The organism is Nonomuraea sp. NPDC003201 (genome assembly GCF_053590415.1).
The window spans coordinates 24,593-51,099 of record NZ_JBSFTC010000019.1 but is presented as its reverse complement, the minus strand read 5'-3'; the positions used below and the strand labels follow the sequence as shown (position 1 = coordinate 51,099).

The following is a 26,507-nucleotide window of genomic DNA, read 5'->3' as shown; positions in this document are numbered from 1 at the left end:
GCAGGAGTCACCGGGAGAGCAGACGTTGAGCTTTCGCCCGGTGGGTGACGAGGACCTGACAGAGGTCCAGGGCGACGACGCCTTCGATGCCTTCGGCACGAAGAAGGCACGGAAGAAGCCCGCGGCTACCCCCGAGCCATCGGCTCCGGGGGAGCGGGAGGCTGCCGCGGCTTCCACGGGGCCGCCGGCGCCGGAGGAGCCCGCCGAGGCGGTTACGGCTGACGACGACGTGCCTGAGGAGGCCGGCGATCCCGTGGAGCGGCCTTCCCTCTTCGTGAAGCCCGCCTCGCTCGGAGGTCCGGGGCCTCGCAAGGCGCCGCCCGTACCTCCGTCTGACGGCGAGCCCTCCTTCGCGGCCTTCGCCACGGAGGACTCGTCCGACGAGGAGCCTGAGCCGTCGTCGCCGGACGGGCCGGCGGCACTCGACCAGCAGCCTCAGGACGACGTGGCGACGGAGGACGACGAGCCTCAGGACGCCTCGCCGGGCGAGGAGCAGCCTCACGGCGCGGAGTCGGCCTCCGGGCAAGCCCAGGACGTGGAGTCCGCCTCCGGGCGGCCTCAGGGCGCGCAGACGGGCGATGAGGAGTCGCAGGCCGAGCCGACGCTCGACGAGCCTTCTCCGGCCGACGAGACCTCCCAGGCCGACGAGACCTCCCAGGCCGACGGGGCGGATGGCGAGGAGCGGCCGCAGCCCGAGCCGGCGGATGGCGACGAGCCGGAGGCCGAGCGGCAGCCCCGCGACGGCGATGAGCTTCGTGATCGCGAAGAGCCGCAGGACGGCGACGAACCCCGTGACGGCGAAGAGCCGCAGGAGGACCAGGCGGCGGCACCGCAGGAGAGCCAGGAGCCGGCGAGGGGCGAGAAGCCCGGAGGCGGCGCGGCGACCGGGGAGAAGCCGGGCCGCGGCGAGGCGCTGCCCGCCGAGGCCGCCAAGGCGCTCACGGCGGCGCTCGGCACGCTCCGGGAGAGCGTCGCGGACCTGCGCTTCGGCCTCGACCTGCCCGGCGCGGACGAGGCCAGGCAGACGCAGGCGGAGCTGCTGGCCCAGCTGGAGGGCTATGTGCTCCCCCGCGTCAGGACCAGCGCCGCCCCGGCCCTGATCGTGGTCGCGGGCTCCACCGGCGCCGGCAAGTCCACCCTGGTCAACACGCTGGCCGAGAAGAACGTCTCGCGCACCGGCGTACGCCGCCCGACCACCGGCACCCCCGTGCTGGTCTGCCACCCGGAGGACCGGAAGTGGTTCGCGGAGGGGGAGCTGCTCGCCAGCCTCCAGCGGCTCGACAAGCCCGTCCCGGAAGCCGGGGCGCGGAGCATGGTCGTGGTCGCGACGGAGAAGCTCCCGCAGGGTGTCGCGCTGCTCGACACCCCCGACATCGACTCGGTCGTCGAGGAGCACCACGAGGTCGCCCACCGCATGCTCGACGCCGCCGACCTGTGGATCTTCGTGACCACCGCGGCCCGCTACGCCGACGCCCCCGCCTGGAACCTGCTGAAGCTGGCCAAGGAGCGCGGCGCCCGGCTCGCGATCGTGCTGTCGCGGGTGCAGCCCCGGTCGGCTGAGGTGGTTCTGAAGCATTTCGTACGGATGCTCACCGAATACGGCCTGGGCGAGATCGACAGGTTCGTCATCAACGAGGCGAAGGTCACCGACGGCAGGCTGCCCGACAGCGAGGTCACCGACCTGCGGCTCTGGCTGGCCGAGCTGTCGGTCGACGAGGAGCGCAGGGCCCAGGCCGTGCGCGAGACGCTCAACGGCGTGCTCAACAGCTTCCGCACCCGCGTACCCGCGCTGGCCAGGCACCTGGAGGGGCAGGTCGCGTTCAGGACGGAGCTGCGCAGCGACGTGGAGGCGGCCTTCCGGGGCGCGCTCGGCGAGGTCGACAAGGCGTCGAAGAACGGCTCGCTGCTGCACGGCGAGGTGCTGGCCCGCTGGCAGGACTTCGCGGGCTCCGGCGACCTCGTGCGCTCGCTCCAGGTGCGCAAACGCGGCCGGTCGGACAAGCACGCGCCGGAACGGGTGCTGGCGTTCAAGGCGGCGATCCGGGCCGGGCTCGAGGCGGTGATCGTCGCCGCCGCCAACCGCGCCACCGAGGAGGTGGTCGCGCGCTGGCGGCACCGTTCCGAGCTGGGCGCCAAGCTCGGTGAGGGCCTCGACAGGCCCTCCGACAATCTCGTACGTCACGCCGGTCGCGCCATCGCGTCGTGGCAGGAGCACCTGAGCGAGCTCGTACGCACCGACGGCGTCGCCAAGCGGTCGGTGTCGAAGCTGGTGTCGTTCGATCCCGACTCGCTCTCGTTGATCTTCACGGTCGCGATGTTCAGCGGGACCAACGGCGAAGGGGTGCCGCACCGGCTGGTCAACGCGCTGCTCGGCGCGGAGTCCCTGCGTGGCATCGGGGCCAAGGCGCTCAGCGATTTGCGGGCCAGGATCGGCATGCTGTTCGACGAGGAATCCATGCGTTACGTGCAAGCCCTCGACACCGCGGGCATTCCGGACGAGTCCGTGGCGACTCGCCTCTACCAGGCGACGTACAACCTCGAGGTCGCCCGATGACCACCATGGCGACCAGGCCCGGGCTGGCTCCGCGGTTGTCCGCGCTCACCAAGGTGGTGGAGCACGGCCCCGGGCGGCTGGACAAGAAGCTGCTCACCGAGGCCAACACGCTGCTGACGCAGGCCGGAGACCGGCTCAAGCTGTCCTCCGAGCACACCGTCGTCGCTCTGGCCGGCGGCACGGGCAGCGGCAAGTCGTCGCTGTTCAACGCCATCTCGGGGCTGGAGCTGTCGCCCACCGGCGTGCGCCGGCCGACCACCGCCCGTACACACGCCTGCGTGTGGGGGCTGGAAGGCGCGGGCCCGCTGCTCGACTGGCTGCAGATCCAGTGGCGGCACCGCTTCTCCCGGGCCAGCGCGCTCGACAAGGGCGACAGCCAGCTCCACGGGCTGATCCTGCTCGACCTGCCCGACCACGACTCGATCAGGGCCCTCACCGACACCGAGGCCGACCGGCTCATCGGCCTGGCCGACCTGGTGGTGTGGGTGCTCGACCCGCAGAAGTACGCCGACGCGTCCACGCACCGCCGCTACGTGACGGAGCTGGCCGGGCATGAGGCGGTGACCGTGTTCGCGCTCAACCAGGCCGACAGGCTCACCAAGGAAGAGCTGGCCGAGCTGGTCATCGACCTCAACGACCTGCTGCGCCGCGAGGGCGTCGAACATCCCAGCGTCGTACCCACCTCCGCGGTCACGGGCCGCGGCATCGAGAGCCTCAGGAGCGTCATCGCGACCGCGGTGGCCCGCAGGCGCGCCGCCATCCAGAAGCTGGAGGCCGACCTGCACCGGCTGGAGCAGCGCCTCAGCAAGGCCATGCCGCTGGGCGAGGCCCTGTCGGCGCCGTCCTCGGTCGACGAGGCCCGCCGGATGGGGCTCACGGACGCGCTGTGCGACGCGGTGGGCGTACCGGCCGTGGGCGAGGCCATGGAGAACGTCTACGCCGAGCGGTCGAGCCACTGGGTGGGCTGGCCGTACCCGCGGTGGTTCTCGAAGTTCCGCTCGGACCCGCTCAGGAGCCTGCGCCTGCAGGACCTGGGGGAGGAGATCCGCGGCATCACGACCGGCTCGGTGAGCGCGCAGTCGGCGGAGGTCGCCAACGCCGTACAGGCCCTCGCCGACGGGTTGTCCGGTGGGATGCACCCGGTGTGGCGCACCGGGGTCCACCAGGCGGCCCGCTCCCGCTCCAGCCAGCTCCCGCAGGCCCTCACCGAGGACCTCACGGAGATCGCGCCGCAGCTCGACCGCGTACCCGGGTGGTGGCGCGCGCTCAAGGTGTGGCAGTACGTCCTGGTGGTCGCCTTCGTCGCCGGCCTGGCCTGGCTGGCCGCGGGCCTGCTGATGCCGGGACAGCTTCCTCCGTCCTTGGAACTGCTGGGCGACAGCGCGACGCTGCCGTGGGTGGGGCTGATGATGGCGTCGGTGCTGGGCTTGGGAGCACTGTCGGGCATCGCCTCCCGCAACTTCGTGGAACTGGGGGCTTCGCGGGAACGGGAGCGCCTGGAACGGGAGATGCGGCGCCGCGTGGCCGCGGTGTCGACCACGATGGTCGTGGAGCCGGTCGAACGCGAACTGACCCGCCACCACGCCTTCTACACAGCCCTACGCGACCTGTCCCCCTGACCCTCCCCCCGCCCGGCTCCCAACCACACCTCCACCAGCCAGGGCCCGGCCCGCTCCCGTCCATGGCCATCAGGACCCGCGTCCCAGGGCCGTCCGGAAGCGCTCTACGGCCATTCGGAGCCGCGTGTTACGGCCGTTCGGGTCCCAGTCCCACGGCCGTTCGAGGCCGTGCCTACGGCTGTCCGGGATTGCGTGCTGCGGTCGTTCGATCCGCGTGCTACGCCCGTTGAGGCCCGAGTCCCCTGGCGATTCGGGCCCGCGCCCTACGGGTGTTCGGGGTCGCGTGCGGCGGCCGTTCGGGTCTGCGCCCCATGGCCGTCCAGGCTCCGTGCTACGCCCGTTCGGGGCCGAGTCCCACGGCCGTTCGGGTCCCCGTGCTATGCCCGTTTAAGCCCCGTCCCACAGCCGCGTTCGGGCTTGCGTGCTGCGGCCAGATGCGTCGGCGAGTCATCCCTCGGCGCTTACGCACTGTGGCCGGATGCGCTCGCCAGTCACAGCCCTGATCTTCGACACCCGCCTGCTACGGCCGGCCGTGCCTGCGTCCGTCCTATGGCCTTTTGCCCCCGCTCGCTGCGGTCAGATGCAGCTGCCAGCACCGCCAACCGGCACTTTCGAGCACCGCCAACCGGCACTTTCGAGCTTTGGCCAGATGGCCCGCGTCCTACGGTCATTTGTGCCGGCACGCAACGGCTCGATGCGCAGAAAGCCCTTAGCATCCCAGCAGGTCGGGCAGGCTGACATCTCCACCGTAAGCAGCTTCCCCACGGCAGATAACCATCTACAGCCTCCCCTCGCGCAAAAGCCCCATTGCCCGATAGAAGCCTCACCGCCAACAGCCTCTCATCCACAGGCTCAACCCATCCAGCCCCACCCATCCACAGAACCCCGTTCCAGAGCTCGTGCCCAAGCCCATCCCCGGCACCCTGATCCCAGATCGCGGGCAGCCGGCCCGCCGCATGGGAGGCACGGGATGAACGACATTTACATCACACTCACCGGCAACGTCGCAGCAGAGCCGAGGCAGTACAGCTTCGATGACGGCAGCAGGGTTACCTCGCTGAAGGTGTTCTCCTCACACCGCTACTTCGACAAGAAGGCGGGGCAATGGGTGGACGGCGACAGGGTGTGTTTCACGGTCCGCTGCTGGCGTACCTTGGGCGACAACGTCGCCTCCTCCATCCGGGCAGGACACCCTGTGGTGGTCTCCGGCAAGCTGCGCATCCGCGAGTTCGGCCCGGAAGGTGACCGCCGCTTCGTGCCTGAGATAGAGGCCAGCGCGGTCGGGCACGACCTGCGCTGGGGCACCGGCGTCTTCGCCAAGCCGGACCGTTCCGGAATCACCTCGATGAGCAAGGAGATGCGCGACCGCCTGGACGAGGAGACCCGCGACTGGGCCATGGGCACCCGCAGCTTCCGAAACCTCCCCCGCCCCGGCTCCACCCCCGAACCCAACCCCTTCCACGCCCTGAGCACCGACCGCGACTTCCCCGGCATCTCGGGATCGGACGAGGTGGCACACACCCAGGAGCCCGAGGCCGACACCCTGCGATCAGGAGAAGCCACCAGCACCGCAGACTCCTCAGAGGGTGAGGACAGCATCATGCGCTCCGCAGGGGAGGCGAGCGGCAAGAGGCGCACCCCGAGCACAGGAGACCACACGGTCCGCTTCCTGGGCCCTGAGACCGACGAGACGACGAACAAGGTGGGCGTCGACGAGGAAGACGGCGCCGCCGAAGAGCCCGTGCTGGAGGAGCGAGCCGCCGCGTAGGAGCACGCGAAGGGGCACCGCTCGGCCAACCGGTGCCCCACACGCCCAAAGGGGCGGACCCAACTGGGAAGTCGACCGTCTGCGCTGCCACCGGTGTCCCTCATGCCCAGGGGGTGGACCCGGTGGGGGAGTGGACGGTTGGCGGTGCCACTGGTGTCCCTCACGCCTAGGGGGTGGACCCGGCGGGGAAGTCGACGGTCTGCGGCGCCCACTGATGCACCTCAAGTCCAAGGGCGGGACGCCGACCGGCCAACGACGCCGCCCTATGCGCATGCGGACGCCACGACCGGGACCGCAAGACGCCGCAGCACCAGCGACATCGAGCGCAGGCGCGGAAGGGAAGAAGGCCCCTCGAACGGACAGCATCGAGGCAGCCAGCCCTCAGAAAGGGGCAGCGGAAGGCGAGGGCGTCTCGAAGGGACGGCGCGACCGGAGAATCCGGAGACGAGCGACTCCCGGAGAGTGAGCCATGAGGCAGCAACCACAGAAGGCGAGGTCTTCGTGAGCGGAGCTGCGGCAGGAGATGTCCTCGTGAGTGGAACTGCGGCGACAGAAGTCATAGGGGGCGATACCTAATGAGCGGAGTGGCGGCGGCAGTGACAGAGGAAAGCCTTCGCGAGTGAGTTGCGACGGCAGTAGGTGGAGAAGGACAGCGCCCTGGCATATGCCGAGGCCATGGCCGAGATAGGAGAAATCCGGGACGCGGTTATCGGAGCGAGAAATGCAACGGGGAAGGAGCCAGGCGAGCGAAGAGGGAGTAGGCGAAGACCGAGGTGGTGGGGAAGGGTGAGGCGAAAGGGAAGGGTGAGGCGAAAGGGAAGGGTGAGGTGAAGGGCAAGGGTGGGCCAACGGGAAAGCTGAGGCGACAGGGGAGACTGAGGTGGAGGGGAAGGAGGGGGGAGGGGGCACCGGCCGTGGCCCGTTTGACTGGCACCCCCGAGGGCGGCCGATGGTGTGTTGTCCGCGGCAGATGGCTAGAGCATCTGTCAGGTCCAGGTCACGCCCCGCACCATGGCTGCTCCTTTCCGGCACGGCTGTCCAACACGACCCACTCGCGGCATGAGCAGGTGTGTGTAGTCAGTGCCAACGTATCCGTTCCCATCGCACATCGCACACTCCGCAATTATTGTGTTACACATCGTTAGTTAGAGAGGAGACGAGATGGCGGCGACCAGTCACGCCTCGATCGGGTCTCGCGACGGTGTGTCAACATTGGCCGGCCGCTGGCCGTTGCTCGGGCAACGTCGCCCGCTCGTGATCTATTTGTGTGCGATCGTCGCTCTCGACCTTGCCGCGATCATGGTGTTCGCGGTGACCACCGTCTTCCAATGGTGGGACCTGGTCACGTTCAGTGCTCTCATGGCGTGCGGCGCGGTCTGCATCGAGGCCAGTCGGCGGCTGGGCATGCCCGCCGGCGTCTCGCGAGACCTGCTGTCGGCGTGGTGGCTGCCGGTTGCGCTGCTTCTGCCGCCGCTTTACGCCATTTTCGCGCCGATCGTCCTGCAGATTCTGCTCCAGGTACGCGTGCGTGCGACCGTTCTCTACCGGCGGGTGTTCAGCGCGGCCGCCATCGGTCTGGCCGGGTGCGCGGCGTCCGTCACGTTCCACTGGGTGATCGAGGACCCGTGGGTGCTGTCGCTCGGGAGCGGACCGCCGATCCTTTGCGCGGTCGGGGCGGCTGTGCTGTTCTCCCTGCTCAACATCGCTCTCATCGCCATCGCCGCCCACACCGCAGACCCCGACATGCCGTGGCGGGAGGTCCTGTGGGACAGGGAGAGCGTGCTGCTGGACATCGTCGAGCTCTGCCTGGGCGTGACGGTCTCGATCTGCTGCGGACTCAACCTGGCCCTGCTGATCCTGACGCTGCCGCCGGTGGTGCTGCTGCAGCGCAGCCTCCTCCACGCCCAGCTCCAGGCCGCAGCCCGTACAGACGCCAAGACGGGCCTGCTGAACGCCGCCGCCTGGCAGCGCGAGGCCGACACCGAAATCGTCCGGGCCCGCCGGACGGGCGAAACCCTGGCGCTCCTGATCATCGACATCGATCACTTCAAACGGGTCAATGACGCCTACGGACATCTGGTCGGCGATCAGGTGCTGGTGGGGGTGGCGTCCACGTTGCGCAGCCAGTTGCGGGACTACGACGTTGTGGGGCGGTTCGGGGGCGAGGAGTTCGTCGTCCTCCTGCCTGGCGCCGACATCCACGAGGCCCGCCAGGTGGCCGAACGCCTCCGCACCCGCATCGGCCACATGGCCATCCCCGTCGACGACGCCCTCGTCAGGGTGACCATTTCGACGGGGGTCGCGTTGATGAGCGTGCACGGGGACGACCTGATCGACCTGCTGGCGGCCGCTGACCTGGCGCTTTACCGGGCGAAGGAGCTGGGGCGGGACCGTGTCTGCATTCCCGTCGTCCAATCACCCCCTCCCACACGTTCCCTCCCCAGCGACGATCACAACTCCTGACCTACTGAGCCCCATTGGGTTGGCCGTCGGCTCTGGCTTGGGATGCCGGTTCGGCGGTGGACGTGACCCCGTCGGTGCCGGCCCGGCTGGCGGCAGCCCTGTAGGCGAGCTAACGCCACAGCTTTCTCGGCTATGGGTTCGCGCGTTCCGCCAGCATGACGAAACGCGGAAACCCGGTCGCCTCGCTGTCCTGGCCGTCGCCAGTCAGCGATCACTGGGTTGCGACGACGCCTCGAAGGCACCCGTGTACGCCAGGGGGCTGGCCGCGTGGGCGGCCAGCATCGGCTTCGGAATGCGCCGCCTATGCCAGGGTGAGGCTTTGCGGGGGCGTGGGGGTGCTGCCTGGTCTTTCGGGTCTTACCGGGAGGAGCGGCGGAAGCCTGGGTGGAGAGCCCCTAAGCTAGAGGGCATGCCGGAGTACATCTATACCCTGCAGCGCGTGCGCAAGGCGCACGGCGACAAGGTTGTCCTTGACGACGTCACGCTGTCGTTCCTGCCCGGAGCCAAGATCGGCGTTCTCGGCCCGAACGGCACCGGGAAGTCGACGCTGCTCCGGATGATGGCCGGCCTGGAGCAGCCGTCCAACGGTGATGCCAAGCTGATGCCGGGCTTCACGGTGGGCATGCTCCAGCAGGAGCCGCCGCTCAACGAGGAGAAGACCGTCCTCGGCAATGTGCAGGAGGGCGTCGCCGAGACGATGGCGATGCTCCAGCGCTACAACGAGATCGCCGAGCAGATGGCCACCGACTACAGCGACGAGCTGCTGGAGGAGATGGGCAAGCTCCAGGACCAGCTCGAGCACCGCAACGCGTGGGATCTCGACAGTCAGCTCGAGCAGGCCATGGACGCGCTGCGCTGCCCGCCGCCCGACGCCGAGGTGACGAAGCTGTCCGGTGGTGAGCGTCGCCGGGTCGCGCTGTGCAAGCTGCTCCTCGAGGCCCCCGACCTGCTGCTGCTCGACGAGCCCACCAACCACCTCGACGCCGAGAGCGTGCAGTGGCTGGAGCAGCACCTGGAGAAGTACGCCGGCACGGTGCTGGCCGTCACCCACGACCGCTACTTCCTCGACAACGTCGCAAACTGGATCCTGGAGCTCGACCGCGGCCGCGCGTACGCGTACGAGGGCAACTACTCCACCTACCTGGAGGCCAAGGCGCAGCGCCTCAAGGTCGAGGGGCAGAAGGACGTCAAGCGGAAGAAGCGCCTGGAGGACGAGCTCGAGTGGGTTCGGTCCAACCCGAAGGCCCGCCAGACCAAGAGCAAGGCCCGACTCCAGCGGTACGAGGAGATGGCGGCTGAGGCGGACAAGTTCCGCAAGCTGGACTTCGACGAGATCCAGATCCCGCCGGGCCCGCGTCTGGGCACCACGGTGATCAAGTCCGACGTGCTGACGAAGGGCTTCGGCGATCGGCTGCTGATGGAGGGGCTGACGTTCGACCTGCCGCGTAACGGCATCGTCGGCATCATCGGCCCCAACGGCGTCGGCAAGACCACGCTGTTCCGCATGATCACCGGTAGCGAGACGCCTGACACCGGCTCGATCACGGTCGGCGACACGGTCAAGATCTCGTACGCCGACCAGAGCCGCGGCGGCATCGACCCGAACAAGAACGTCTGGGAGGTCGTCTCCGACGGGCTCGACCACATCAAGGTCGGCAACGTGGAGATGCCGTCCAGGGCGTACATCGCGGCGTTCGGGTTCAAGGGGCCCGACCAGCAGAAGAAGGCGGGGGTGTTGTCCGGAGGCGAGCGCAACCGGCTCAACCTCGCGCTCACCCTCAAGCAGGGCGGCAACGTCCTGCTGCTCGACGAGCCCACCAACGACCTCGACACCGAGACGCTGTCGTCGCTGGAGAACGCGCTGCTCGACTTCCCGGGCTGTGCGGTGATCACCTCGCACGACCGGTGGTTCCTCGACCGCATCGCCACCCACATCCTCGCGTGGGAGGAAGGCTCGAACTGGTTCTGGTTCGAGGGCAACTTCGCCGACTACGAGAAGAACAAGATCGAGCGGCTGGGCGCCGACGCCGCCCGCCCGCACCGCGTCACGTACCGGAAGCTCCACCGCGACTGAGCTGATCCGCACGCGCTCCGCCGTCCCGGAGGGAACCCCCTTCGTGTACGGCGGGGCGCGAGTGACATTGCCTGACGCACATGGCCGGTCGCCGGAACCGTCGACCGGCCGGATGGTGGACGAGTGCCGGGATCGTCGGCCGGCGTATGGATGCCGGGGTCGGCGATCAGCTCGGTGGCTGGCGGGTGCCGGATCGTTGGCTGGCGGACGGGTGCCGGGGCTGGCGATCAGCCCGGGGTCGGCGGTCAGCCCGGTATCGGATGGGGCCCGGTGACGTGATGGACGCGCCGGGCATGAGGCCGCGCCGATCGGCCGCAGTGTTCGTTCAGGGCTCGACGGGGACCTGGGACAGAGCGGCGAGAGATTCCACGAAGAAGTAGATGACCCGGAAGAACGCCAGCACATCCCCGCGTTCCAGGCGTAACCCCCGATACATCACCACCCGTCCGGGATCGGCTCCCTCCCGCAACTCCCGCCACGTCGCCTCCCCGGCCGCCAGCACATAGTCGGCGGTCGCCGGGTCGGAGGTGATCGCCGCTTCGGCGCACTTGCCGTCTTTCCAGGTCAGGACCAGGTAAGCCCCTGTCTCGCGTACGCCCAGCGCCCACGTGGCCGTGTAGCCGGCGCGGGCGCGGTCGATCCAGTTCCAGTACGACGGCAGTTTGCCCTCCTGAGGAGGCCCCGTGTCCACGGCGGCGCGGGCGGCTTCGGCCCATTCCGGGGTGAAGAAGCGCATGCGTCAGCCTCCGGCGAGCTCTGGTTCGATGCGGGTGACCATGTCCTGGATGTCTGGGGGGAGCGCGATGCCCACGTCCACCAGCTTCATGTGGAGCTGGCGGATCATGAGGCGCCTGACCTCCTCCGGCGACCAGCCCAGAGACTCGAGGGCGAGCCTGCGGCTGGTGGCGCTGTTCATGGCGAGGATCGTACGGAGCGTCTCGTGGATCTGGAGCAGCAGCCGCGGATCCTCCTGCACCGAGTCGCGCAGGAACCGCATCCCGAACTGCACGTGCCTGGCCTCGTCCCGGCACGTGGCCGTGAAGCCGGTGTAGTAGCCGGGCAGGAACCCCCGCTCCCGGCAGTACGTGAGCGTGATCTTCATGACGGAAAGAGCGAGCACGCCCTCGATCCACAGGAAGTACGTCGTGCCGTAGCGCACCCGGGCGGCGGGATCTTCGGGGTCCTTCCGCAGTTCGTCGGCCTGGTAGGCGAGCAGCCCGAACGGCCCCACGAACGTCTCCGAGATGTGCTCGAACGACGCGTCCAGCACATCCTGCACCGAGTCGCCCGGCATGCCGACCACTTCGCGGTAGAAACGGTCGAAGAACACCGTGTGCCGGGCCTCGTCCTCGATCTGGCTGGACATGTAGATCTTGGACTCCTCGGAGCCGCCCAGCATGAACACCGGCAGCTCCACCTCCACCTGCCGCTCCCCATGGTGGAACCCGGCGGAGATCCCGACGAACGCGTCCCGTTCCTCCTGCGACATGCGCTCGCGCCAGTCGACGATGTCCTGCGAGAAGTCCAGCTCGTAGACGTCCCACCGCTGGCGCAGGTAACGCTTGTACAGCTCGGTGTAGTCGGGCAGCCGCTTGAGGTCGCGGTGCACGTACGCGAGCACGTCGTCGATGTCGAGGTGACGGATCCCGCGCAGGTCGGAGCCGGCGACGTCGGGCAGTTCGGTCATCCTTCGGCCTCCCCGAGGGCGACTGTGACAGGCGTGCGGGCGGGGCGGCGCCACGGCCCGTTGAACATGACGATCGCAGGGATGAACAGAACAAGACACCCCAACGCCACGAACAGCCACGTCTGCCAGTCCGTCGCCGCGACGACTCGCGGGATGACCAGCAGCCCGACCACCGCGATACCCTTGGTCAGGAACCCGAACAGCCCCCACGCCGTGCCCTGCAGTCGCGGGTCGGCATCCTCGGCGTCCTCCGAGTAGTTGGCCATCCAGGGCGCGTACGCCACTCCGAGCGAGCCGCCGAGCAGCGCGCCGACCACCATGAGCGTGCCGGTCGAGACGTCTTCCTGACCCAGGGAGACGGCGAGGTAGGCGGTGACGATGACGGCCGCGATGGTTCCGCCGAGGGAGAACGGCTTACGCAGCTGGGTCCGGTCGGACAGGCGGCCTGTTACGATCAGCGTGAGCAGATTGAGACTCCAGAACGCCGCCATGATCGTCGAAGCCTGAGCACTGCTGATACCGAGCGCATCGACCAGCATCGTCTGCCCGAAGAGCGACAGCGTGATGTAGAGCACCAGCCACAGCGAGATGCCGATGACGTGCGCCCAGATGTTCCGCCTGACGAAGAGCGAGCGCACGCGCGCCGGCCGCCCGAGATCCACCACCTGAGCCGCCGCCTGCTCGGTGTGCTGGATCCGGGCCCGCAGCTCGGGCGACAGGTCTGCGATGTTGAGTGCGATGACCGCCGAAATGACGAGTGAGAAGCACCCCATGATGACGAACTGCGAGCGCCACGAATCGTTGAAGATCGGCAGAGTCCAGCCGGCTATGGCCGCGGCCAGGAAGTTCGCGCCGACGGGTCCCCACGTCCAGAAGCCGAATGCCTGAGCCCGCCCCAGGCGCGGTGAGAAGTCCCTGATCAGCGGCGCGGTGCTGGCCATGGCCACGCCGTCCACGAAGGCCAGCACGATCCGGGCGATCAGCAGGTCGCGCGGGTTGTGCACGAGCGTCATGGCGAAACAGCACACGGCCGTCAGGCCCATGAGCGGGATGAGCAGCCGCACCCGGCCGAGCCGGTCGGTGAGTCTGCCGCCCAGGATGGAGGCGATCGCCCCGGCCACCGCCGCGGCGCCCGAGACTGCGCCGTACGTGGCCAGCGACATGTGTAGATCTTTGAGGAGGAGGGGTACGACGGGTGCGATCTGTCCTTCGTAGGAGCCGATGAGGATGGCCAGCACGGCCATCGTGAGGATCTTCATGCGGCGGCTGCCGGTCGGGTACTCGTCGAGTTCGCGGACGTAGGACAGCCTCATGGCTTGCCTTTCTGTGGGCTGGACCCCCGTCAAGCGTTCTAGAAGCTTGCTCTAGAATTCATTTCTGTGATGTTGCTCCTCAGCATGCCCGTCGTCAAGGGTGAGATGTTCATCCCTGGCTAGAATCCGATTCTAGGATCGCCTGGTGTAAGGAGTCGTGTGTTGGACCTTGAACTCGACGGCCTCGAAGTCTCCTTCGACCACACGGCCGTGGCCGCTCCCCGGATCAGGGACCTGTTGCCGATCTATCTCGACCTGCTCGGCGGCCGCCACCTGGGCGGCGGTGGCGACAACCGGGCCGTCGGTTTCCGCACGTTACAGCTCACCTATGCGAACGGCAGCAAGATCGAGCTCATGGAGCCCCTGGCCGGATCGACGTTCTTCGACAGCTTCTTCGAGCTCACCAGAGGGCGGGGCGGCGTCCACCACCTGAACTTCCACGTCGACGACCTGACGGCCGCGGTGGCCCTGCTGACCGATCGCGGCTACCGCCTGCACGGCCTCAACCAGGCGGATCCCCGCTGGCGCGAGGTCTTCCTGCACCCCAAGGAGGCCCACGGCGTCCTGATCCAACTGGCCCAGCCGGGTCCGCACGAGCCGGGCGTCGTCCGGCCGACCTTGGAGGAGGTGCTGGCCGGCCGCGGGTGGAACGGCAACGGCGTACCCAGCCCTTGATGCCTTGGAGCTCACGGGAAGATGTTCGGGACCGGTGAGGGGAATCCGGTGGGGCTGCGCAGGCAGCGGGAGGGCTTTCCCGCTTCGGCACGTTCGCTCCCGGCTTGTGTCGGGGCCAAGGTGCGGATCGGAGCGCCAACCGCCAGGTCCCGGTTACCCCTCTTCGAGGACCTGGAGGGGGTCGAGGCGCCGGATCAGGGTCATCGCCGCCTCGATGACCTCCTGCGCCTCCTCCTCCGTGTCCGAGGTGGCGACCTCCCGGGCAGCCTCACCGATGATGCTGGTCAGCACGGCCACGGTGAACCGATCGAGTGGATCATCCCCGGCCCTCAACAGCACCGCGTTCTGGCGCACCCACTCCCGCCCCCGCGTACGGCGGATCAGCTCGAACCCGGGAGGCCCGTCCCCATCGATGAAGAGCCGCACCAGATCGCGCCGGTCCCAGGCCCCCGCGAGGTACGCGCGAGCCCCGGCGATCAGCAACTCGACGGGATCATCCACGCCCGCTTTCTTGGCCTTGGCCACACTGGCGGCAGACGCCTCCTCGTGCGCTGCCTGGTGGTCTTCATACAGGGCCAGGAACAGCTCGGTCTTGCCCCCGAAGTGGTGGTAGAGGCTGCCGACGCTGGAGCCGGCGCGGGCGACCACCTCGGAGACGCCGGCCTCGGCGAAGCCGTGCTCGCCGAAGACCTCGCGAGCCGCCTGCAGCATGGTTTTACGGGTCTGAGCCGTACGACTCCACTCCCACGAGGACTTGCGCGCCACGCAGCAGAGTATAGACCTGGGCGATTCTAGAATCAGGTTCTTGACACCGCACAACAGCAATGGTCGGGGAGGCGGCTGACGAACTTCTCGCTCAACTCAAGATCCGCAAGTCCATGGGCAGACGATCTGGCCATCCAGTGCGGGTCGGGCGCTGAGTGGGCTCGGTGGCGGCAGGCCAGGCGATGATTACGCAGAGTAATCGAAGCTGTCAGGGTGGGCGATGGCCCGTGGATCTCCGTCACCCGGGGGCGTGGTTCGCACGCTCCCGGCAGGAGGCAGCTCCCGGTGCGGGCGTCCGCGCCTGGTCCCTTGTCTGGTGGACTTGAGCCCATGCCGCGCGCCTGCGGCCATACCCGTGCCTGCGTTCATGCCCGCGCTCCGCGCTCCGCGTGCCCGTGCCTGCGCCCGTGCCTGCGCCCGTGCTCGATCCCCCTGCCCGCCCCCCGGAACGATCACCACGCGGCCTTTGACCAGCTCGCTCGCGCGACACCTCCGACCCGAGAAACAGACCTGACGCAAGGACACCAGCCCCGGGCGGGTACGGTGGCGGACGTGGTTGAACGCTCCCAAGCCCAGCGGCACGTATACCTCCGAACGGTGAGATTTGCCGACATCGACTCCCAGGATCACGTGAACAACGTGCGCTTCCTCGACTATCTCGAGGACGCCCGCTTCGGCATGTTCCACATCGATCCGTACAACGCGGGCGAGGAGCCGTTCAAAGGGCTGGTGGTGACCCGCCACGAGATCGACTACCGCCGCCCCCTCGGCTTCCGTGCCGAGCCGGTGCGGGTCGAGACGTGGGTGACCGAGGTCAGGTCGGTGCGGTTCACGATTCAGTACGAGATCCTCGACGACAGCGACGTGTACGTCACCGCCACCTCGGTCCTCGCGGCCTACGACGTCGAGCGGGCGGCACCGCGCAGGCTCACCGAGAGCGAACTGGCCTATCTCAAACGCTTCTCGTGAAGCGGTGGTTGATGCTGGCGCTGGGTGTCAACGCGCACACCAGCGTCACCTTAGGCCTGGGCGGACTGCCCCTGATCCTGCCCGAAATACAGCGACATTTCGAAGTTTCGTTGCCGGTCGCGGGGATCATCGCGAACGCCCCGGCCATCGGCATCCTGTTCGCGCTGGTCGCCTGGGGCGCGCTGGCCGACCGCCACGGCGAACGCGTCGTCCTGGGCACCGGAGTGGGCCTGGCGGCGGTGCTGTTCGCCGCGGTCGCGTTCGTCGACCGGACCTGGGCGGTGATCGCGCTGCTGGCCCTGGCGGGCGCGGCGGGCTCGGCCGCGCTGGTCGGCGGCGGGCGGATCGTGCTGCGCTGGTTCGAGCCGCCCGAGCGCGGCGTCGCGATGGGCGTGCGCCAGGTCTCCTTCACCCTCGGCATGGCCATCGGCGCCTTCGTCCTCCCGCCGGTCGCGCGGGCGCACGGCCTGCCCGGCGTGCTCGCCGTCTGCGCCGCCGTCAGCCTCCTGGCCGCCGTGCTGGCCGCGATCTTCCTGGCCGAGCCGCCGCGTACGATCTCCGCGCCGGGCAGCGCGCCGGCGGGCACGCCGTACCGGCAGCCGGCGCTGTGGCGGGTGCACGCGACCAGCGCCCTGCACGTGGTGCCCCAGATGGTGGTCAGCACGTACGGCGTGACCTGCCTGGTGCACCTGTACGGCTGGGACAGCGTGGCGGCCGGGCAGTTGTTCGGGGTGGCGGCGATCGGCGGGGCGGCGGTGCGCATCGCGGTCGGGCGCTGGTCCGACAGGACCGGCCTGCGCATGCGGCCCCTGCTGCTCATCACCCTCGCCACCCTCGGCGTGCTGGTGCTGCTGGTCGTCGGCACGCTCACCGGCGGCTCGTTCGGACCCGTCATGCTCGCCCTGGCCGCGGTGATGACCGTGGCCGGCAACGGGCTTGCCTATCTCGCCGCCGGCGAGCTGGCCGGACCCGCCTGGGCCGGCAGGGTGCTGGCCACCCACAACACCGTCCAGAACACCGTCTCCCTCATCATCACGCCGCTCGCCGGCGTGCTGATCGAGCACGCCGGGTTCTGGGCGGGGTTCGCGGGGGGCCTGGCGTGCGCGCTGCTCTCGCTGCCCGTCATCCCCTTCCGCGGCGAGCGCTCGCGAAGGCATGACTAGCGCCGGAGCCACACCGCGGGATCACTGAGGCCGCCGCTACTCGTGCCGGAGCCACACGGCTATGGCTCGCGCCGGAGCCACACGGCTATGGCTCGCGCCGGAGCCACACCGCGGTGTCGGGCGGTAGCAGGTCCCCCTTGAGCGGACCGCTCGACAGGAGCACGGTGTCGTGCTCGGGCAGGTGTACCGGCCGGAGCCCGCAGTTGATGGCGCAGGTCAGCGGGCCGCGGGTGAAGAAAAGCACACCCTCGGGTGAGTCCAGCCACTCCAAGGTATAAGGAATTGATCCGACCAGGTCACGGCGGCAGGCCAGGGCCCGGCGGTAGAACTCCAGCGTCGAGCCGGCGTCCCCTTCCTGCTTCTCCACGCTCAGCTCCGCGAACGTGGCCGGCTGCGGCAGCCACGGCTCCACCCCGCCGGGAGAGAACCCGTGGGAGGGCGGGTCCACCGTCCACGGGATCGGGACCCGGCACCCGTCGCGCCCGGGCAGCTTGCCCTTCGACTGGAAGAAGACGGGGTCCTGCCTGGCCTCGTCGGGCAGGTCGGTCACCTCGGGCAGCCCCAGCTCCTCGCCCTGGTAGAGGTAGGCGGACCCGGGCAGGGCCAGCATCGTCAGCAGCGCCGCCCTGGCCCGCGCGAGCCCCGTGCCGGGGTCGGCGGTCCCGTAGCGGGTGCGGTGGCGTACGACGTCATGGTTGGACAGCACCCACGTGGCGAACGGCACGGCGGCCAGGGTGTCGTCGATCACCTTCTTGAACGCCGTCGGCGACCACGGAGCCTGCAGCCAGGCGAAGTTGAAGCTCTGGTGCAGCTCGTCCGGGCGTACGTAGAGGGCGAGGTCCTCGGAGCTGTCCGTCCACACCTCGCCCACGGCCATCCGCTCGCCCGGATAACCGTTCAGCAGCCGCCGCCAGTCGCGGTAGACGTCGTGCACCTCCGGCTGTCCCCACACCGGCGAGACCGACATGAACGACTGGTCGTCCACGTCGGGCAGCCCCTCGGCCTTGTAGAGCCCCATCGCCACGTCGATGCGGAACCCGTCGACGCCCCGGTCCAGCCAGAACCGCAGGATGTCCAGGAACTCGGCGTGCACCTCGGGATTGCGCCAGTCGAAGTCGGGCTGCCCGGGAGCGAACAGGTGCAGGTAGTACTGCCCGTCCGCCACCTTCGTCCAGGCGGGACCGCCGAACGTGGACTGCCAGTTGTTGATGGTGTCGCGGAAGATGTAGCGGTCGCGCCGCTCGCCCCGCAGCGCGGCCTGGAACCAGGGATGCTCGGAGGAGCTGTGGTTGGGCACGATGTCGACCAGCACCCGCAACCCGTGCTCGTGCGCCTGCTCGACCAGCGACTCGAAGTCGGCCAGCGTGCCGAACAACGGATCGACACCCCGGTAGTCCGCCACGTCATAGCCGCCGTCGGCCATGGGGGAGGGGTAGAAAGGCGTCAGCCAGATGGCGTCGACCCCCAGCCGCCGAAGATACGGCAGGCGCTCGCGCACTCCGGCCAGATCGCCGACGCCGTCTCCCGAGGCGTCGGCGAAGCTGCGAACGTAGATCTCGTAGACGATGGCATCACGCCACCAGGGGATATCCATGTGGCGTGTCATGCCCGCTATGTCGGGGAGTTCACCAGGCTGTGGGCCGCGTAGACCAGATAGTCCCAGAGCCTGGTCTCCAGCTCTTCCGGCAGGTCGAGCGAGTCGACCGCGTCACGCATGTGCCGCAGCCAGGCGTCCCGCTCCGGCTCTCCGATCACGAACGGCATGTGCCGCATGCGCAGCCTCGGGTGGCCGCGCTGCTGGCTGTAGGTGTTGGGCCCGCCCCAGTACTGGATCAGGAAGCCCCGCAGCCGCTCTTCGGCGCCCTCGAAATCGGACTCCGGGTAGAGCGGCCGCAGCAACGGGTCTTCCGCGACGCCCTCGTAGAAACGGTGCACGAGGCGCCGGAAGGTCTCGTCGCCCCCGACGGCGTCGTAGAAGGAGGTCTCACTCACGTTCTCAGCCTATGCGGTGGCGACCATGGGGATGCCGGCGGAGTCGAGTGCGGACTTGACCCGGTACCTGAGCTCCCTGGACACCTCGGCCTGCGCCGAGGGCAGGGTCTTGGCGCTGATGCGGAACACCAGCGAGCTGTCGGACATCTGCTCGACGCCGTACACCTGCGGCTGCTCCACGATCTTGGTCTCGCGGAACTCGCCGTCGGCCCAGATCTCCTCGGCCACGTGCTCCAGGAGCACCCGGACGCTCATGATGTCGGCGTCGTAGGCCACCGGGACGTCCATGAAGGCCCGCGACCAGCCCTGCGACTCGTTGCCGACCCGGGTGATGGTGCCGTTGCGGACGTACCAGACGCGGCCGTCGACGTCGCGCAGCCTGGTGACGCGCAGGGTCACCGCTTCGACCGTGCCGACCGCGGCGCCGGCGTCGATCACGTCGCCCACGCCGTACTGGTCTTCGAGCAGCATGAACATGCCCGCGATGAAGTCCTTGACCAGCTCCTGGGCGCCGAAGCCGATGGCCACGCCGAGGATGCCGACGCTGGTCAGCAGGGGTGCGATCGGGATCGTCAGCCGATCGAGCACGGTCAGCACAGCGGTGCCGAGGATGACGATCGAGGCGACGTGCTTGAGCACCGAGCCCATGGTCTCGGCGCGCTGCTTGCGGCGCTCGTGCAGCAGCGCGTCGATGCTGTCGGGCACCGCGTTCTTGCGGAACCTGCTGGTTATCGAACCACCCGTGGCCGCGCGGTTGACCACTCTCGTGATGACCCGGTGCGCGACTTTGCGAAGCACGATCGCGAGCACGAGGATCAGGACGATTGTGATCAGACTAGCCACCAAGGGCGCCCAGGTCGCATTCTGGAACATCCCGACAAGGGTAGAGCAAATACCCGCCGGGTCGTTCTCGCAGCTCCCAGCCATTTGCTGGGTCAACTTCTCGAAGTCCAACTGAGAAGCGGGTGGTTGCGACGCTGTCACCAGCAGTAACACTGGGTAGATCCCCCTCCGGAAGCGGTTCGGTCGGCTGCTTTGGACCGATTCGATCCAAAATACCGCCGACCGGACCGCCCGCCGTCACATCACGCCGGGGAAGACGGGGACGCCTGCTCTCTGGGCCGCGGAGGGAGAGAGCGGACGCTCCGATGACGGACGGCTCGGAACGGGACGCGCACCCGGAAGCGTGTCCCGTGCCGGTTCCGGGAGGGATCCCCCGAACACCCGCCCGGGAGGACCGGGCGGGTGGCTGTGGACAGGCACGGCATGCGAGACCGTGCCTGGGCCGGAACCGGCGGGGCGACCAAGGGCTCCGGCATACGGGAGTCCCTCCGCACCGGCCACCCCGCCGGCTCCGTTGACGCCGCCGTGGGTGTGGTGAGCCGTGGTGGCTGCGCTCCACCCGGGTCACCACTTTGTCACTCGCCCACGGCGGCCAGTACGCGTGCGACCTTCGTGGCCGCTCCAGCCGGGTCGTCGGCCTTGTGCATCCGTTCACCCCAGGACCAGCAGTACCACCAGTCCGGTGCATCGGATGCGCTCGTCGACCGACAGGTGACGTTCTCCGACAGGCTGGTCGCGTTCGGGTTGATGACCCGTGCGAACATGCGCCCGCCCTGGGTCTGGACCACTCTCGCGAGCAACCCGTGAGCGTCGAGTTCGGATACGAGACGCTTCAGATGCTCGAAGTTGTCGTCCCCCACCTTTCGTCCCCTCCTTTTGGGAATCGGCTGGTGGGCCAAACATGGCTCATGTCAAGGGCGGGCGCAATGGCGCTTCCCCGGTCACGGGGAGTTGCTTCTCCCTCATGGGATGTAAGAAACAGTCCCTCGGAGGACGATCCTTATCCGTACGCTTGATGCCGGGCGTTTTCAAGCTGGCGACATTGGTTCACACTCTTGGGTAGGCGCACAGCTACATGGACGCTACGCTGAGTCACCAGATATGGACCGGTCGAGACACGCGCGAGAGGGGCCGGGATGTCCGGCAGACAGCACAGGGAAACGGAGATCGCCAGGCGGATCAGAGCCAAGGGCCTGGCCGCCGGGCGCACTTCGGCCCAGATAGCTGACGAGATCCATGAGCAGTGCACTCCGCAATTCGGCACCAGCCGCGTCAAATCCCACCGTCTTTCCTACGGCATCGCGCTGGCGGATGTCATCGAGCAGATCAGAGCCCTGTTCGAGCGTGACAACAAGGCGATGCCCGGCATCGGAGAGACCCTGCTGTCGGCCTACGAGAGCGGGCTCAAGCGTCCAGGACCCGAATACATGCACTACCTGTGCACGGTCTATCGGGTGGAGCCGCTGGAGCTCGGTTTCGACGGGCCGTGCATCTGCGGCCACGGGCACCGCTCGCCGGGCGCGCAGCTGGGAGACAGCACCGAGCGGCCGTTAGCGCAGGCGGAGCGCGAGACCGGGTCCCCCCCGGAGCCTGAGACCGAGGCCGACGAGAACATCCTCCGGCGCACCATGCTCAACCTGCTCAACCCCGGGACCAGCGCCGCCACCGAGCTCGACGGGCCGGTGCTCGGCGCGTGCGAGGGCATCAGGCGCCGGATGGACGAGACGCTCGTCGCGGCCACGGTGTCGGCGGCGATGCTCGACCAGTGGGAAGAGGCCACGCAGAGCTTCGGCCGCCAGTACACGACGACGGCCCCGCTGCGCCTGCTGTGCGACGTGATGCTCGAGATGAGCGCCGTACGCGCGGCGCTGACCCACCGTCAGCCCATCGACCTGCACGACCGCCTTCTGCGGATGGCGGCCCAGCTGGCGGGGCTGAGCGGCATGATCATGATCAATCTCGGTGACCACCGGCTGGCCCGCTCCTTCTTCAGGACCGGACGCACCGCGGCCGACGAGACGGGCGACCGCGCACTGCGCGCGTGGATCACCGCCCGCGAGTCGCTCGTCCCGCTCTACTTCGGGGACGCCCGGGAGGCGCTCAACCTGGCGAAGAAGAGCCGCGACCTGGCCGGCACCATGCCCTGCCCCGCGCAGGCCATGGCACCGGTCGTCGAGGCGCGGGCGCTGGCCATGCTCTCGGGCGCCGAGAACAAGAAGGAGATCGTCGACCAGGCGAAACGCGCGCTGGCCAGGGCCAGGAACGCCTTCTCCCACATGCGGCCCGAGCACCAGGCGGACATGGCCTTCGGCTACACCGAGAAGCAGCTCTACTTCTACCAGGGCGACGTGCTGACCAAGCTCGGCCAGACCCTGGAGGCCGAGGTGGTGCTCGACCAGGCGCTGGAGAAGTACGAGGACCACATCCTCGACCAGACGCTGATCAGGCTCGACCAGGCCCAGTGCCGCATGATCGACGGGGAGTTCGACTCCGCGCTGGACATCGGCACCAGGGCGCTGCGGATGCTCGGCGACGAGTACATGACCGATTTCATCATGCGTCCCGCCCTGGCGCTCGAACAGGCGATCATGGCCCGTGACGCGAACAACGCGAAACTCGAGGAGTACAGGGCCGAACTGCGCCGGCCGAGGGTCCCGACGAAAGGCGGCGGTGCATGAACGTGGAGATCCGGCGCTATAGGTGGTCAGATCTCGACACCATCCTCGCACTCCACCGGATCTCCCTCGCCGAGGTGGGACTGGTGCCGGGTGACGGCGTTTACTACGACGACGACTTCCCGCGCATCCAGGAGATCTACCTGGGCTGCGGCGGTGACTTCCTGGTCGGCGAGGTGGACAAGCGGGTCGTCGCGATGGGCGGGCTGAAACCCGTCGACACGGCCACGGCCGAGATGTGCCGGCTGAGAGTGCACCCGGAGTTCCAGCGGCGCGGCTACGGTGCGGCCATGCTGCTCGCACTCGAACGGCGCGCGGTGGAGCTCGGCTTCGAACGCGTCAGAGGCGACACCACGCTCAACCAGGAGGCCGCCCTGGCGCTCTACGAGCGAGAGGGATGGCGCGAGCTCTCCAGACAGCGGGTCGGCGACCACACTGTCGTCTACCTCGAAAAACGCCTGGCCCCTCCGGCGGTCATCGAGCTCTGAGGCTCCCGGCGTACGGCCCCATCCAACCCCTCCTGGGGCCGCTTTCTCCCCTTCCCGGTGATCTTCCCCGGGCTCCCGGCGTGACTTCACCGCCGACATTCCTTCCGTCACCCGCAGTACGCGACGACGCCGGTTCTGGCGTCCGCGGTATGGATGTACAAACCCGCGGGTGAGGCTCTTAACACCGAGGTGTAGAGGAACCTCACCGGCTGCTCCCTGTACATCAGTGGCTGCGAATAGTAGTGAGATGCTTTTGCCATGGCAGTCGTGCCCGCTCCTCGACCCCTCCTGGGAGCCGTGCTTCTGTTGTTCGTCAGCGCCGCTTGGGGGTCGGCGTTCCCGCTGATGAAAGATCTCATCCACCGGTTGCCGGTGGAGGATCTGCTCGCCGAGCGCTACCTGATCGCCGCGCTCACCCTCCTCGTCATCAGGCCGCGCTGCCTTCGGGGGCTGCCGCGCAGGACCTGGATCTACGGGGTCGTTCTCGGGGTCATGTTCGGGCTCGGTCAGGCCGGTCAGGCCGTCGCGCTGCACGGCCTGCCGTCCTCGCTGTCGGGGTTCGCCGTCGGCTGCAGCGTGGTGATCACGCCCATCCTGGCGCTCGTCCTGTTCAAGGTGAGAGTGCCGCGCCGGATCTGGGCGGGGGTGGTGCTCGCGCTGGCCGGGATGACCGTGTTCACGCTGCTGAGAGGGATGGAGGACCACGAGGTCTCGGTGCCGGCGCTCGGGGTCACGCTGTCCGCCGCCGCCCTCTACTCCGGCCACACGCTGCTGCTGGCGCAGTTGTCCAAGCGGGGTGAGACCTTCCACGCGTACGCGCTGACGGTGATCCAGCTGTTCACCATCGGGCTGCTCACCGGGGTCGTCGCCGTCCGCGACGGGGTCGTGCTGCCGTCGGGAGGGTCCGACTGGCTGATCCTGGGACACCTGGCCGTGGTGTCGTGCGCGCTGGGGTTCCTGGCCCGCTCGTACGGCCAGGCGCACGTCACGGCCGTGCCGAGCGCGATCCTCATGTCGTCGCAGCCGCTCTGGGTGGCCGCGATCTCGGTGATCTGGTTCCACGAGCCGATCGGCTGGGGCATGGTCGTCGGCGGGGGGTTGATGGCCGGCGCGATGCTGCTCGCGCTTCCCGCGAGGACCGCCGCGCTGGGAAAGGAGCGCACCCGCGCCAACCACGCCCTCCTCATCGTCGCCGCACGGGCGGCCAGGACGCTGGCCGACCTGAGGATCAAACGTGAGGACCCGCTGCCGCTCGGCGGCAGCCAGACGCCGTATCTCGACAGAGGGGCCTGCGTGAACGCTGAGACCTGCCCGTGGCACACGCGCTCGCTCAAGGGCGGCGGGGAGCCCAGCCTGGAGCGGCTGATCGAGCGGGCCACGATCATCGTCCGGGCGAGGAACCTGCCGGGGCCGGGGTGCTGCCGGTCGGTCACCCTGCTCGGCCGGTGCCTGTGCGAGCTGATGGGGGAAGCCGAGCAGGCCCGGACGAAAGCCCTCCCACGTTGGTTTCGGCCCCAATAGCTTACTGGTGTCAATCAAAAGGCAACCGCTTTTTGCGGCGTAACCTCCCACTTATTCACCATAAATCTTGATATTCGGCGGGGCGCACTAATAATGGGAAAATAGCCCCAGTGGGAGAGGTATGTCATGAAGCGCATCATTGTCCGCAAGCCTGGAACCGCGAGGCTGGCGGGGACCTCCAGCGTCCTTCACAAGGGGTGACCGAGGCAAGGTCCCATCTCAGAGTTGAGGGCGAAGCACCCGCTCAATGGGGGGCCGTACGGCTGCTGACACCGTTGATCGACGGACATCGCCGGCCGCGCGGCCCCTACACTGTCGCCGCCGCCCTGCTGCGTCACCTGGTGCCGCAGGTTCTGGAAGGGGACGGGGACCTGGTGGCGGCGCACGACATCGAGATCCGTGCCGCCGCGCCCGAACTGGCCCCTCTCGTACCGCTCCGGCGGGCCACGATCGACGCCGGGCTGCCTGAGGACGAGCGCATCCTCGTGCCCGCGCCTCGCCGTACGCTGCGGCTGGCCAACGGGCTCGCGGAGTTCTTCAGGGACGCCGTACGCCCCGGGCGGGCGATCGCCGTGTGCAACGGCGCCGAGGCCGACCCGACGGACACCGAACTGCTGGACGTCATGATGCGGCGGATCCCGCCGGACCTCCTCACGATCATGCTCTACTCCGGCGGCCCCGACCCGCCGCCCGACACTCGAAGCGCGGACGAGCTCTGGGCCCTGGTGGACCGGTGCATGCGCGACGGATTCCTGCACGCCGCCGTCGAACTGGGGGAGCGCGGCATGGCGCGCACCGAGCCGGGCGGCGAGCACTGGTGGCGCTTTGCGCAGCGCACCGCGACCGCGCTGGGCGGCCTCGGCCGTACCGACGACGCCCAGGCGATCTGGGACGGGGTGCGCGCGGCCAGCCAGGATCCGGCGATGCACGCCGCCAGCGCGTACGGCACCGCCATGCTCGACGCCCGCCACCCCGACCCCGCACGCCGTGACCTGGGCCGGGCCCGGCGCTGGATCAACGAGGCCATCGCCATCTCCACCCTGCTGCCGGAGCCCCTGGACCGGGCGTTCAAGCTGGGCTTCGACCTCAACGGCCTGGCGCTGATCGAGCTGCGGCACGGCCGGCCGGGCGCGGCGCTGTCGCTGGTCGAGTCGGCCGTCGAGCTGGCGCGTGAGCTGCGGGAGCGGCATCCGCTGCACCGGATGGTGCTGCTGGCCAACCGGGCCCAGCTGCTGGCCGCGCTCGGTCACGTCAAGGAGGCGATGGAGGACTACGCGGCCGCGATCGCGCTGGACCCGGCCTTTCCCGACTACTACCTGGAGCGGGGGAACCTGCTGTTCAAGCTCGGGCGGCACGAGGAGGCGCTGGCCGACTTCGAACGGGCCATGCGGGCCGGGCCGCCGCTGCCCGAGGCGTACTACAACCGGGCGGAGCTGCACACCGTGCGGGGTGACACCGAGGAGGCGCTGGCCGACCTGGGACGGGTGATCGAGCTGGACCCGTCCTACCTGGACGCGTACATCAACCGGGCCGGGCTGCTGGCCGCGGCGGGCCGCGACGAGGAGGCCCTGGCCGACGTCGTGGCCGGGCTGGTCCTGGAGCCCGGCAACCCCCACCTGCTCACGGTGCTGGGGCAGCTGGAGACGGCGGCGGGGCGGCTGGCAGCGGCGGGGGAGGCGCTGGACCGCGCGGTGGAGCGCGCGCCCGGGCTCGCCGCCGCCTGGGGGAACCGGGGGGTGCTGCGGTACGCCGCCGGGGACCTGGAGGGGGCGGTCGAGGACCTGAGCCGGGCCATCGAGCTGCAGCCCGAGCCCGACCTGTACACCAACCGGGCCGTCGCCCTGCGCGCGCTCGGCCGCGCCGCCGAGGCCGACGCGGACGAGCGGCGGGCCGATCGCCTCTCCTGACGACCACCTGTGGCGATGGGATTATTGGGTT

At 69.0% G+C, this 26,507-nt stretch carries 20 protein-coding genes; 12 read left to right on the top strand and 8 right to left on the bottom strand.

Going from position 1 to position 26,507, the window contains the following annotated elements:
- The first annotated feature begins 25 nt into the window (after positions 1 to 25).
- The 5 genes from ACWDX9_RS10765 (at position 26) to ettA (ending at position 10,478) form a co-directional block, all read left to right on the top strand.
- Entirely contained in the window at positions 26 to 2,554 is a 2,529-nt protein-coding gene (locus tag ACWDX9_RS10765) for a dynamin family protein (protein ID WP_449951600.1), read from the top strand.
- Complete coding sequence (locus ACWDX9_RS10760; protein WP_449951597.1) at positions 2,551 to 4,173, top strand: GTP-binding protein; 1,623 nt, start codon at positions 2,551 to 2,553, stop codon at positions 4,171 to 4,173. Before ACWDX9_RS10765 ends, ACWDX9_RS10760 begins: the two co-directional genes overlap by 4 nt.
- Positions 4,174 to 5,143: 970 nt before the next feature.
- The gene (locus ACWDX9_RS10755) at positions 5,144 to 5,941 is read left to right on the top strand and encodes a single-stranded DNA-binding protein (RefSeq protein WP_449951595.1); all 798 of its coding nucleotides are present in this window, start codon (positions 5,144 to 5,146) and stop codon (positions 5,939 to 5,941) included.
- Positions 5,942 to 7,195: 1,254 nt separating this feature from the next.
- Positions 7,196 to 8,404: a GGDEF domain-containing protein gene (locus ACWDX9_RS10750; protein WP_449951592.1), complete on the top strand. Its 1,209-nt coding sequence runs from the start codon at positions 7,196 to 7,198 to the stop codon at positions 8,402 to 8,404.
- Between the two features lie 409 nt (positions 8,405 to 8,813).
- Complete coding sequence (gene ettA, locus ACWDX9_RS10745; RefSeq protein ID WP_363980788.1) at positions 8,814 to 10,478, top strand: energy-dependent translational throttle protein EttA; 1,665 nt, start codon at positions 8,814 to 8,816, stop codon at positions 10,476 to 10,478.
- Between the two features lie 325 nt (positions 10,479 to 10,803).
- Here ettA and ACWDX9_RS10740 read toward each other — a convergent pair whose 3' ends face one another.
- From ACWDX9_RS10740 to ACWDX9_RS10730, 3 genes are read right to left on the bottom strand one after another with little or no spacing between them, the layout of a single operon-like run.
- The gene (locus ACWDX9_RS10740; protein ID WP_449951588.1) at positions 10,804 to 11,214 is read right to left on the bottom strand and encodes a hypothetical protein; all 411 of its coding nucleotides are present in this window, start codon (positions 11,212 to 11,214) and stop codon (positions 10,804 to 10,806) included.
- Positions 11,215 to 11,217: 3 nt separating this feature from the next.
- A complete protein-coding gene (locus ACWDX9_RS10735) occupies positions 11,218 to 12,165 on the bottom strand; it encodes a ribonucleotide-diphosphate reductase subunit beta (protein WP_449951585.1) in 948 nt (315 codons plus the stop codon).
- Positions 12,162 to 13,478 carry an MFS transporter gene (locus ACWDX9_RS10730; protein ID WP_449951583.1) on the bottom strand — a complete coding sequence of 439 codons (1,317 nt, stop codon included), beginning with the start codon at positions 13,476 to 13,478 and terminating at the stop codon, positions 12,162 to 12,164. The genes ACWDX9_RS10735 and ACWDX9_RS10730 overlap by 4 nt, the downstream gene beginning before the upstream one ends.
- Before the next feature lie 162 nt (positions 13,479 to 13,640).
- Between ACWDX9_RS10730 and ACWDX9_RS10725 the strand changes: the two genes are divergently transcribed.
- Positions 13,641 to 14,153 (top strand): VOC family protein, encoded by a 513-nt coding sequence (locus tag ACWDX9_RS10725; RefSeq protein ID WP_449951581.1) that lies wholly within the window; start codon positions 13,641 to 13,643, stop codon positions 14,151 to 14,153.
- 153 nt (positions 14,154 to 14,306) lie between these two features.
- Here the strand turns inward: ACWDX9_RS10725 and ACWDX9_RS10720 are convergent, their stop codons facing one another.
- Positions 14,307 to 14,918, bottom strand: coding sequence for a TetR/AcrR family transcriptional regulator (locus ACWDX9_RS10720; RefSeq protein WP_364246489.1), 612 nt, complete (start codon positions 14,916 to 14,918; stop codon positions 14,307 to 14,309).
- Positions 14,919 to 15,515: 597 nt separating this feature from the next.
- Between ACWDX9_RS10720 and ACWDX9_RS10715 the strand changes: the two genes are divergently transcribed.
- Together ACWDX9_RS10715 and ACWDX9_RS10710 are read left to right on the top strand one after the other, a co-directional pair.
- Complete coding sequence (locus ACWDX9_RS10715; protein WP_449951577.1) at positions 15,516 to 15,887, top strand: acyl-CoA thioesterase; 372 nt, start codon at positions 15,516 to 15,518, stop codon at positions 15,885 to 15,887.
- A complete protein-coding gene (locus tag ACWDX9_RS10710; protein ID WP_449951574.1) occupies positions 15,884 to 17,050 on the top strand; it encodes an MFS transporter in 1,167 nt (388 codons plus the stop codon). The genes ACWDX9_RS10715 and ACWDX9_RS10710 overlap by 4 nt, the downstream gene beginning before the upstream one ends.
- Positions 17,051 to 17,135: 85 nt before the next feature.
- Here the strand turns inward: ACWDX9_RS10710 and ACWDX9_RS10705 are convergent, their stop codons facing one another.
- The 4 genes from ACWDX9_RS10705 to ACWDX9_RS10690 all read right to left on the bottom strand — a co-directional run bounded on the left by ACWDX9_RS10705 (position 17,136) and on the right by ACWDX9_RS10690 (position 20,745).
- Positions 17,136 to 18,644 carry a glycoside hydrolase family 13 protein gene (locus tag ACWDX9_RS10705; RefSeq protein WP_449951572.1) on the bottom strand — a complete coding sequence of 503 codons (1,509 nt, stop codon included), beginning with the start codon at positions 18,642 to 18,644 and terminating at the stop codon, positions 17,136 to 17,138.
- Positions 18,645 to 18,661: 17 nt separating this feature from the next.
- The gene (locus ACWDX9_RS10700; RefSeq protein ID WP_185067323.1) at positions 18,662 to 19,042 is read right to left on the bottom strand and encodes a globin; all 381 of its coding nucleotides are present in this window, start codon (positions 19,040 to 19,042) and stop codon (positions 18,662 to 18,664) included.
- Positions 19,043 to 19,051: 9 nt separating this feature from the next.
- Positions 19,052 to 19,885, bottom strand: coding sequence for a mechanosensitive ion channel family protein (locus ACWDX9_RS10695; RefSeq protein ID WP_363980764.1), 834 nt, complete (start codon positions 19,883 to 19,885; stop codon positions 19,052 to 19,054).
- Positions 19,886 to 20,460: 575 nt separating this feature from the next.
- Positions 20,461 to 20,745 (bottom strand): hypothetical protein, encoded by a 285-nt coding sequence (locus tag ACWDX9_RS10690; protein ID WP_185067321.1) that lies wholly within the window; start codon positions 20,743 to 20,745, stop codon positions 20,461 to 20,463.
- A gap of 276 nt (positions 20,746 to 21,021) precedes the next feature.
- Between ACWDX9_RS10690 and ACWDX9_RS10685 the strand changes: the two genes are divergently transcribed.
- The 4 genes from ACWDX9_RS10685 (at position 21,022) to ACWDX9_RS10670 (ending at position 26,476) form a co-directional block, all read left to right on the top strand.
- Complete coding sequence (locus tag ACWDX9_RS10685) at positions 21,022 to 22,563, top strand: XRE family transcriptional regulator (RefSeq protein WP_449951568.1); 1,542 nt, start codon at positions 21,022 to 21,024, stop codon at positions 22,561 to 22,563.
- Complete coding sequence (locus tag ACWDX9_RS10680) at positions 22,560 to 23,048, top strand: GNAT family N-acetyltransferase (protein ID WP_363980757.1); 489 nt, start codon at positions 22,560 to 22,562, stop codon at positions 23,046 to 23,048. The genes ACWDX9_RS10685 and ACWDX9_RS10680 overlap by 4 nt, the downstream gene beginning before the upstream one ends.
- A 297-nt stretch (positions 23,049 to 23,345) precedes the next feature.
- Positions 23,346 to 24,569, top strand: a complete 1,224-nt coding sequence (locus tag ACWDX9_RS10675) for a DMT family transporter (RefSeq protein ID WP_449951566.1) — start codon at positions 23,346 to 23,348, stop codon at positions 24,567 to 24,569.
- A 275-nt stretch (positions 24,570 to 24,844) separates the two neighbouring features.
- On the top strand, positions 24,845 to 26,476 hold the full coding sequence (locus ACWDX9_RS10670; protein WP_449951563.1) for a tetratricopeptide repeat protein: 1,632 nt from the start codon (positions 24,845 to 24,847) through the stop codon (positions 26,474 to 26,476).
- Positions 26,477 to 26,507: the final 31 nt, after the last annotated feature.

Excerpts from the sequence above, each read along its gene's own strand:
- ACWDX9_RS10760 (WP_449951597.1), top strand. The coding sequence starts at position 2,551 with ATGACCACCATGGCGACCAGGCCCGGGCTGGCTCCGCGGTTGTCCGCG.
- ACWDX9_RS10755 (WP_449951595.1), top strand. The coding sequence starts at position 5,144 with ATGAACGACATTTACATCACACTCACCGGCAACGTCGCAGCAGAGCCG.
- ettA (WP_363980788.1), top strand. The coding sequence starts at position 8,814 with ATGCCGGAGTACATCTATACCCTGCAGCGCGTGCGCAAGGCGCACGGC.
- ACWDX9_RS10740 (WP_449951588.1), bottom strand. The coding sequence starts at position 11,214 with ATGCGCTTCTTCACCCCGGAATGGGCCGAAGCCGCCCGCGCCGCCGTG.
- ACWDX9_RS10735 (WP_449951585.1), bottom strand. The coding sequence starts at position 12,165 with ATGACCGAACTGCCCGACGTCGCCGGCTCCGACCTGCGCGGGATCCGT.
- ACWDX9_RS10730 (WP_449951583.1), bottom strand. The coding sequence starts at position 13,478 with ATGAGGCTGTCCTACGTCCGCGAACTCGACGAGTACCCGACCGGCAGC.
- ACWDX9_RS10705 (WP_449951572.1), bottom strand. The coding sequence starts at position 18,644 with ATGGATATCCCCTGGTGGCGTGATGCCATCGTCTACGAGATCTACGTT.
- ACWDX9_RS10685 (WP_449951568.1), top strand. The coding sequence starts at position 21,022 with ATGTCCGGCAGACAGCACAGGGAAACGGAGATCGCCAGGCGGATCAGA.
- ACWDX9_RS10680 (WP_363980757.1), top strand. The coding sequence starts at position 22,560 with ATGAACGTGGAGATCCGGCGCTATAGGTGGTCAGATCTCGACACCATC.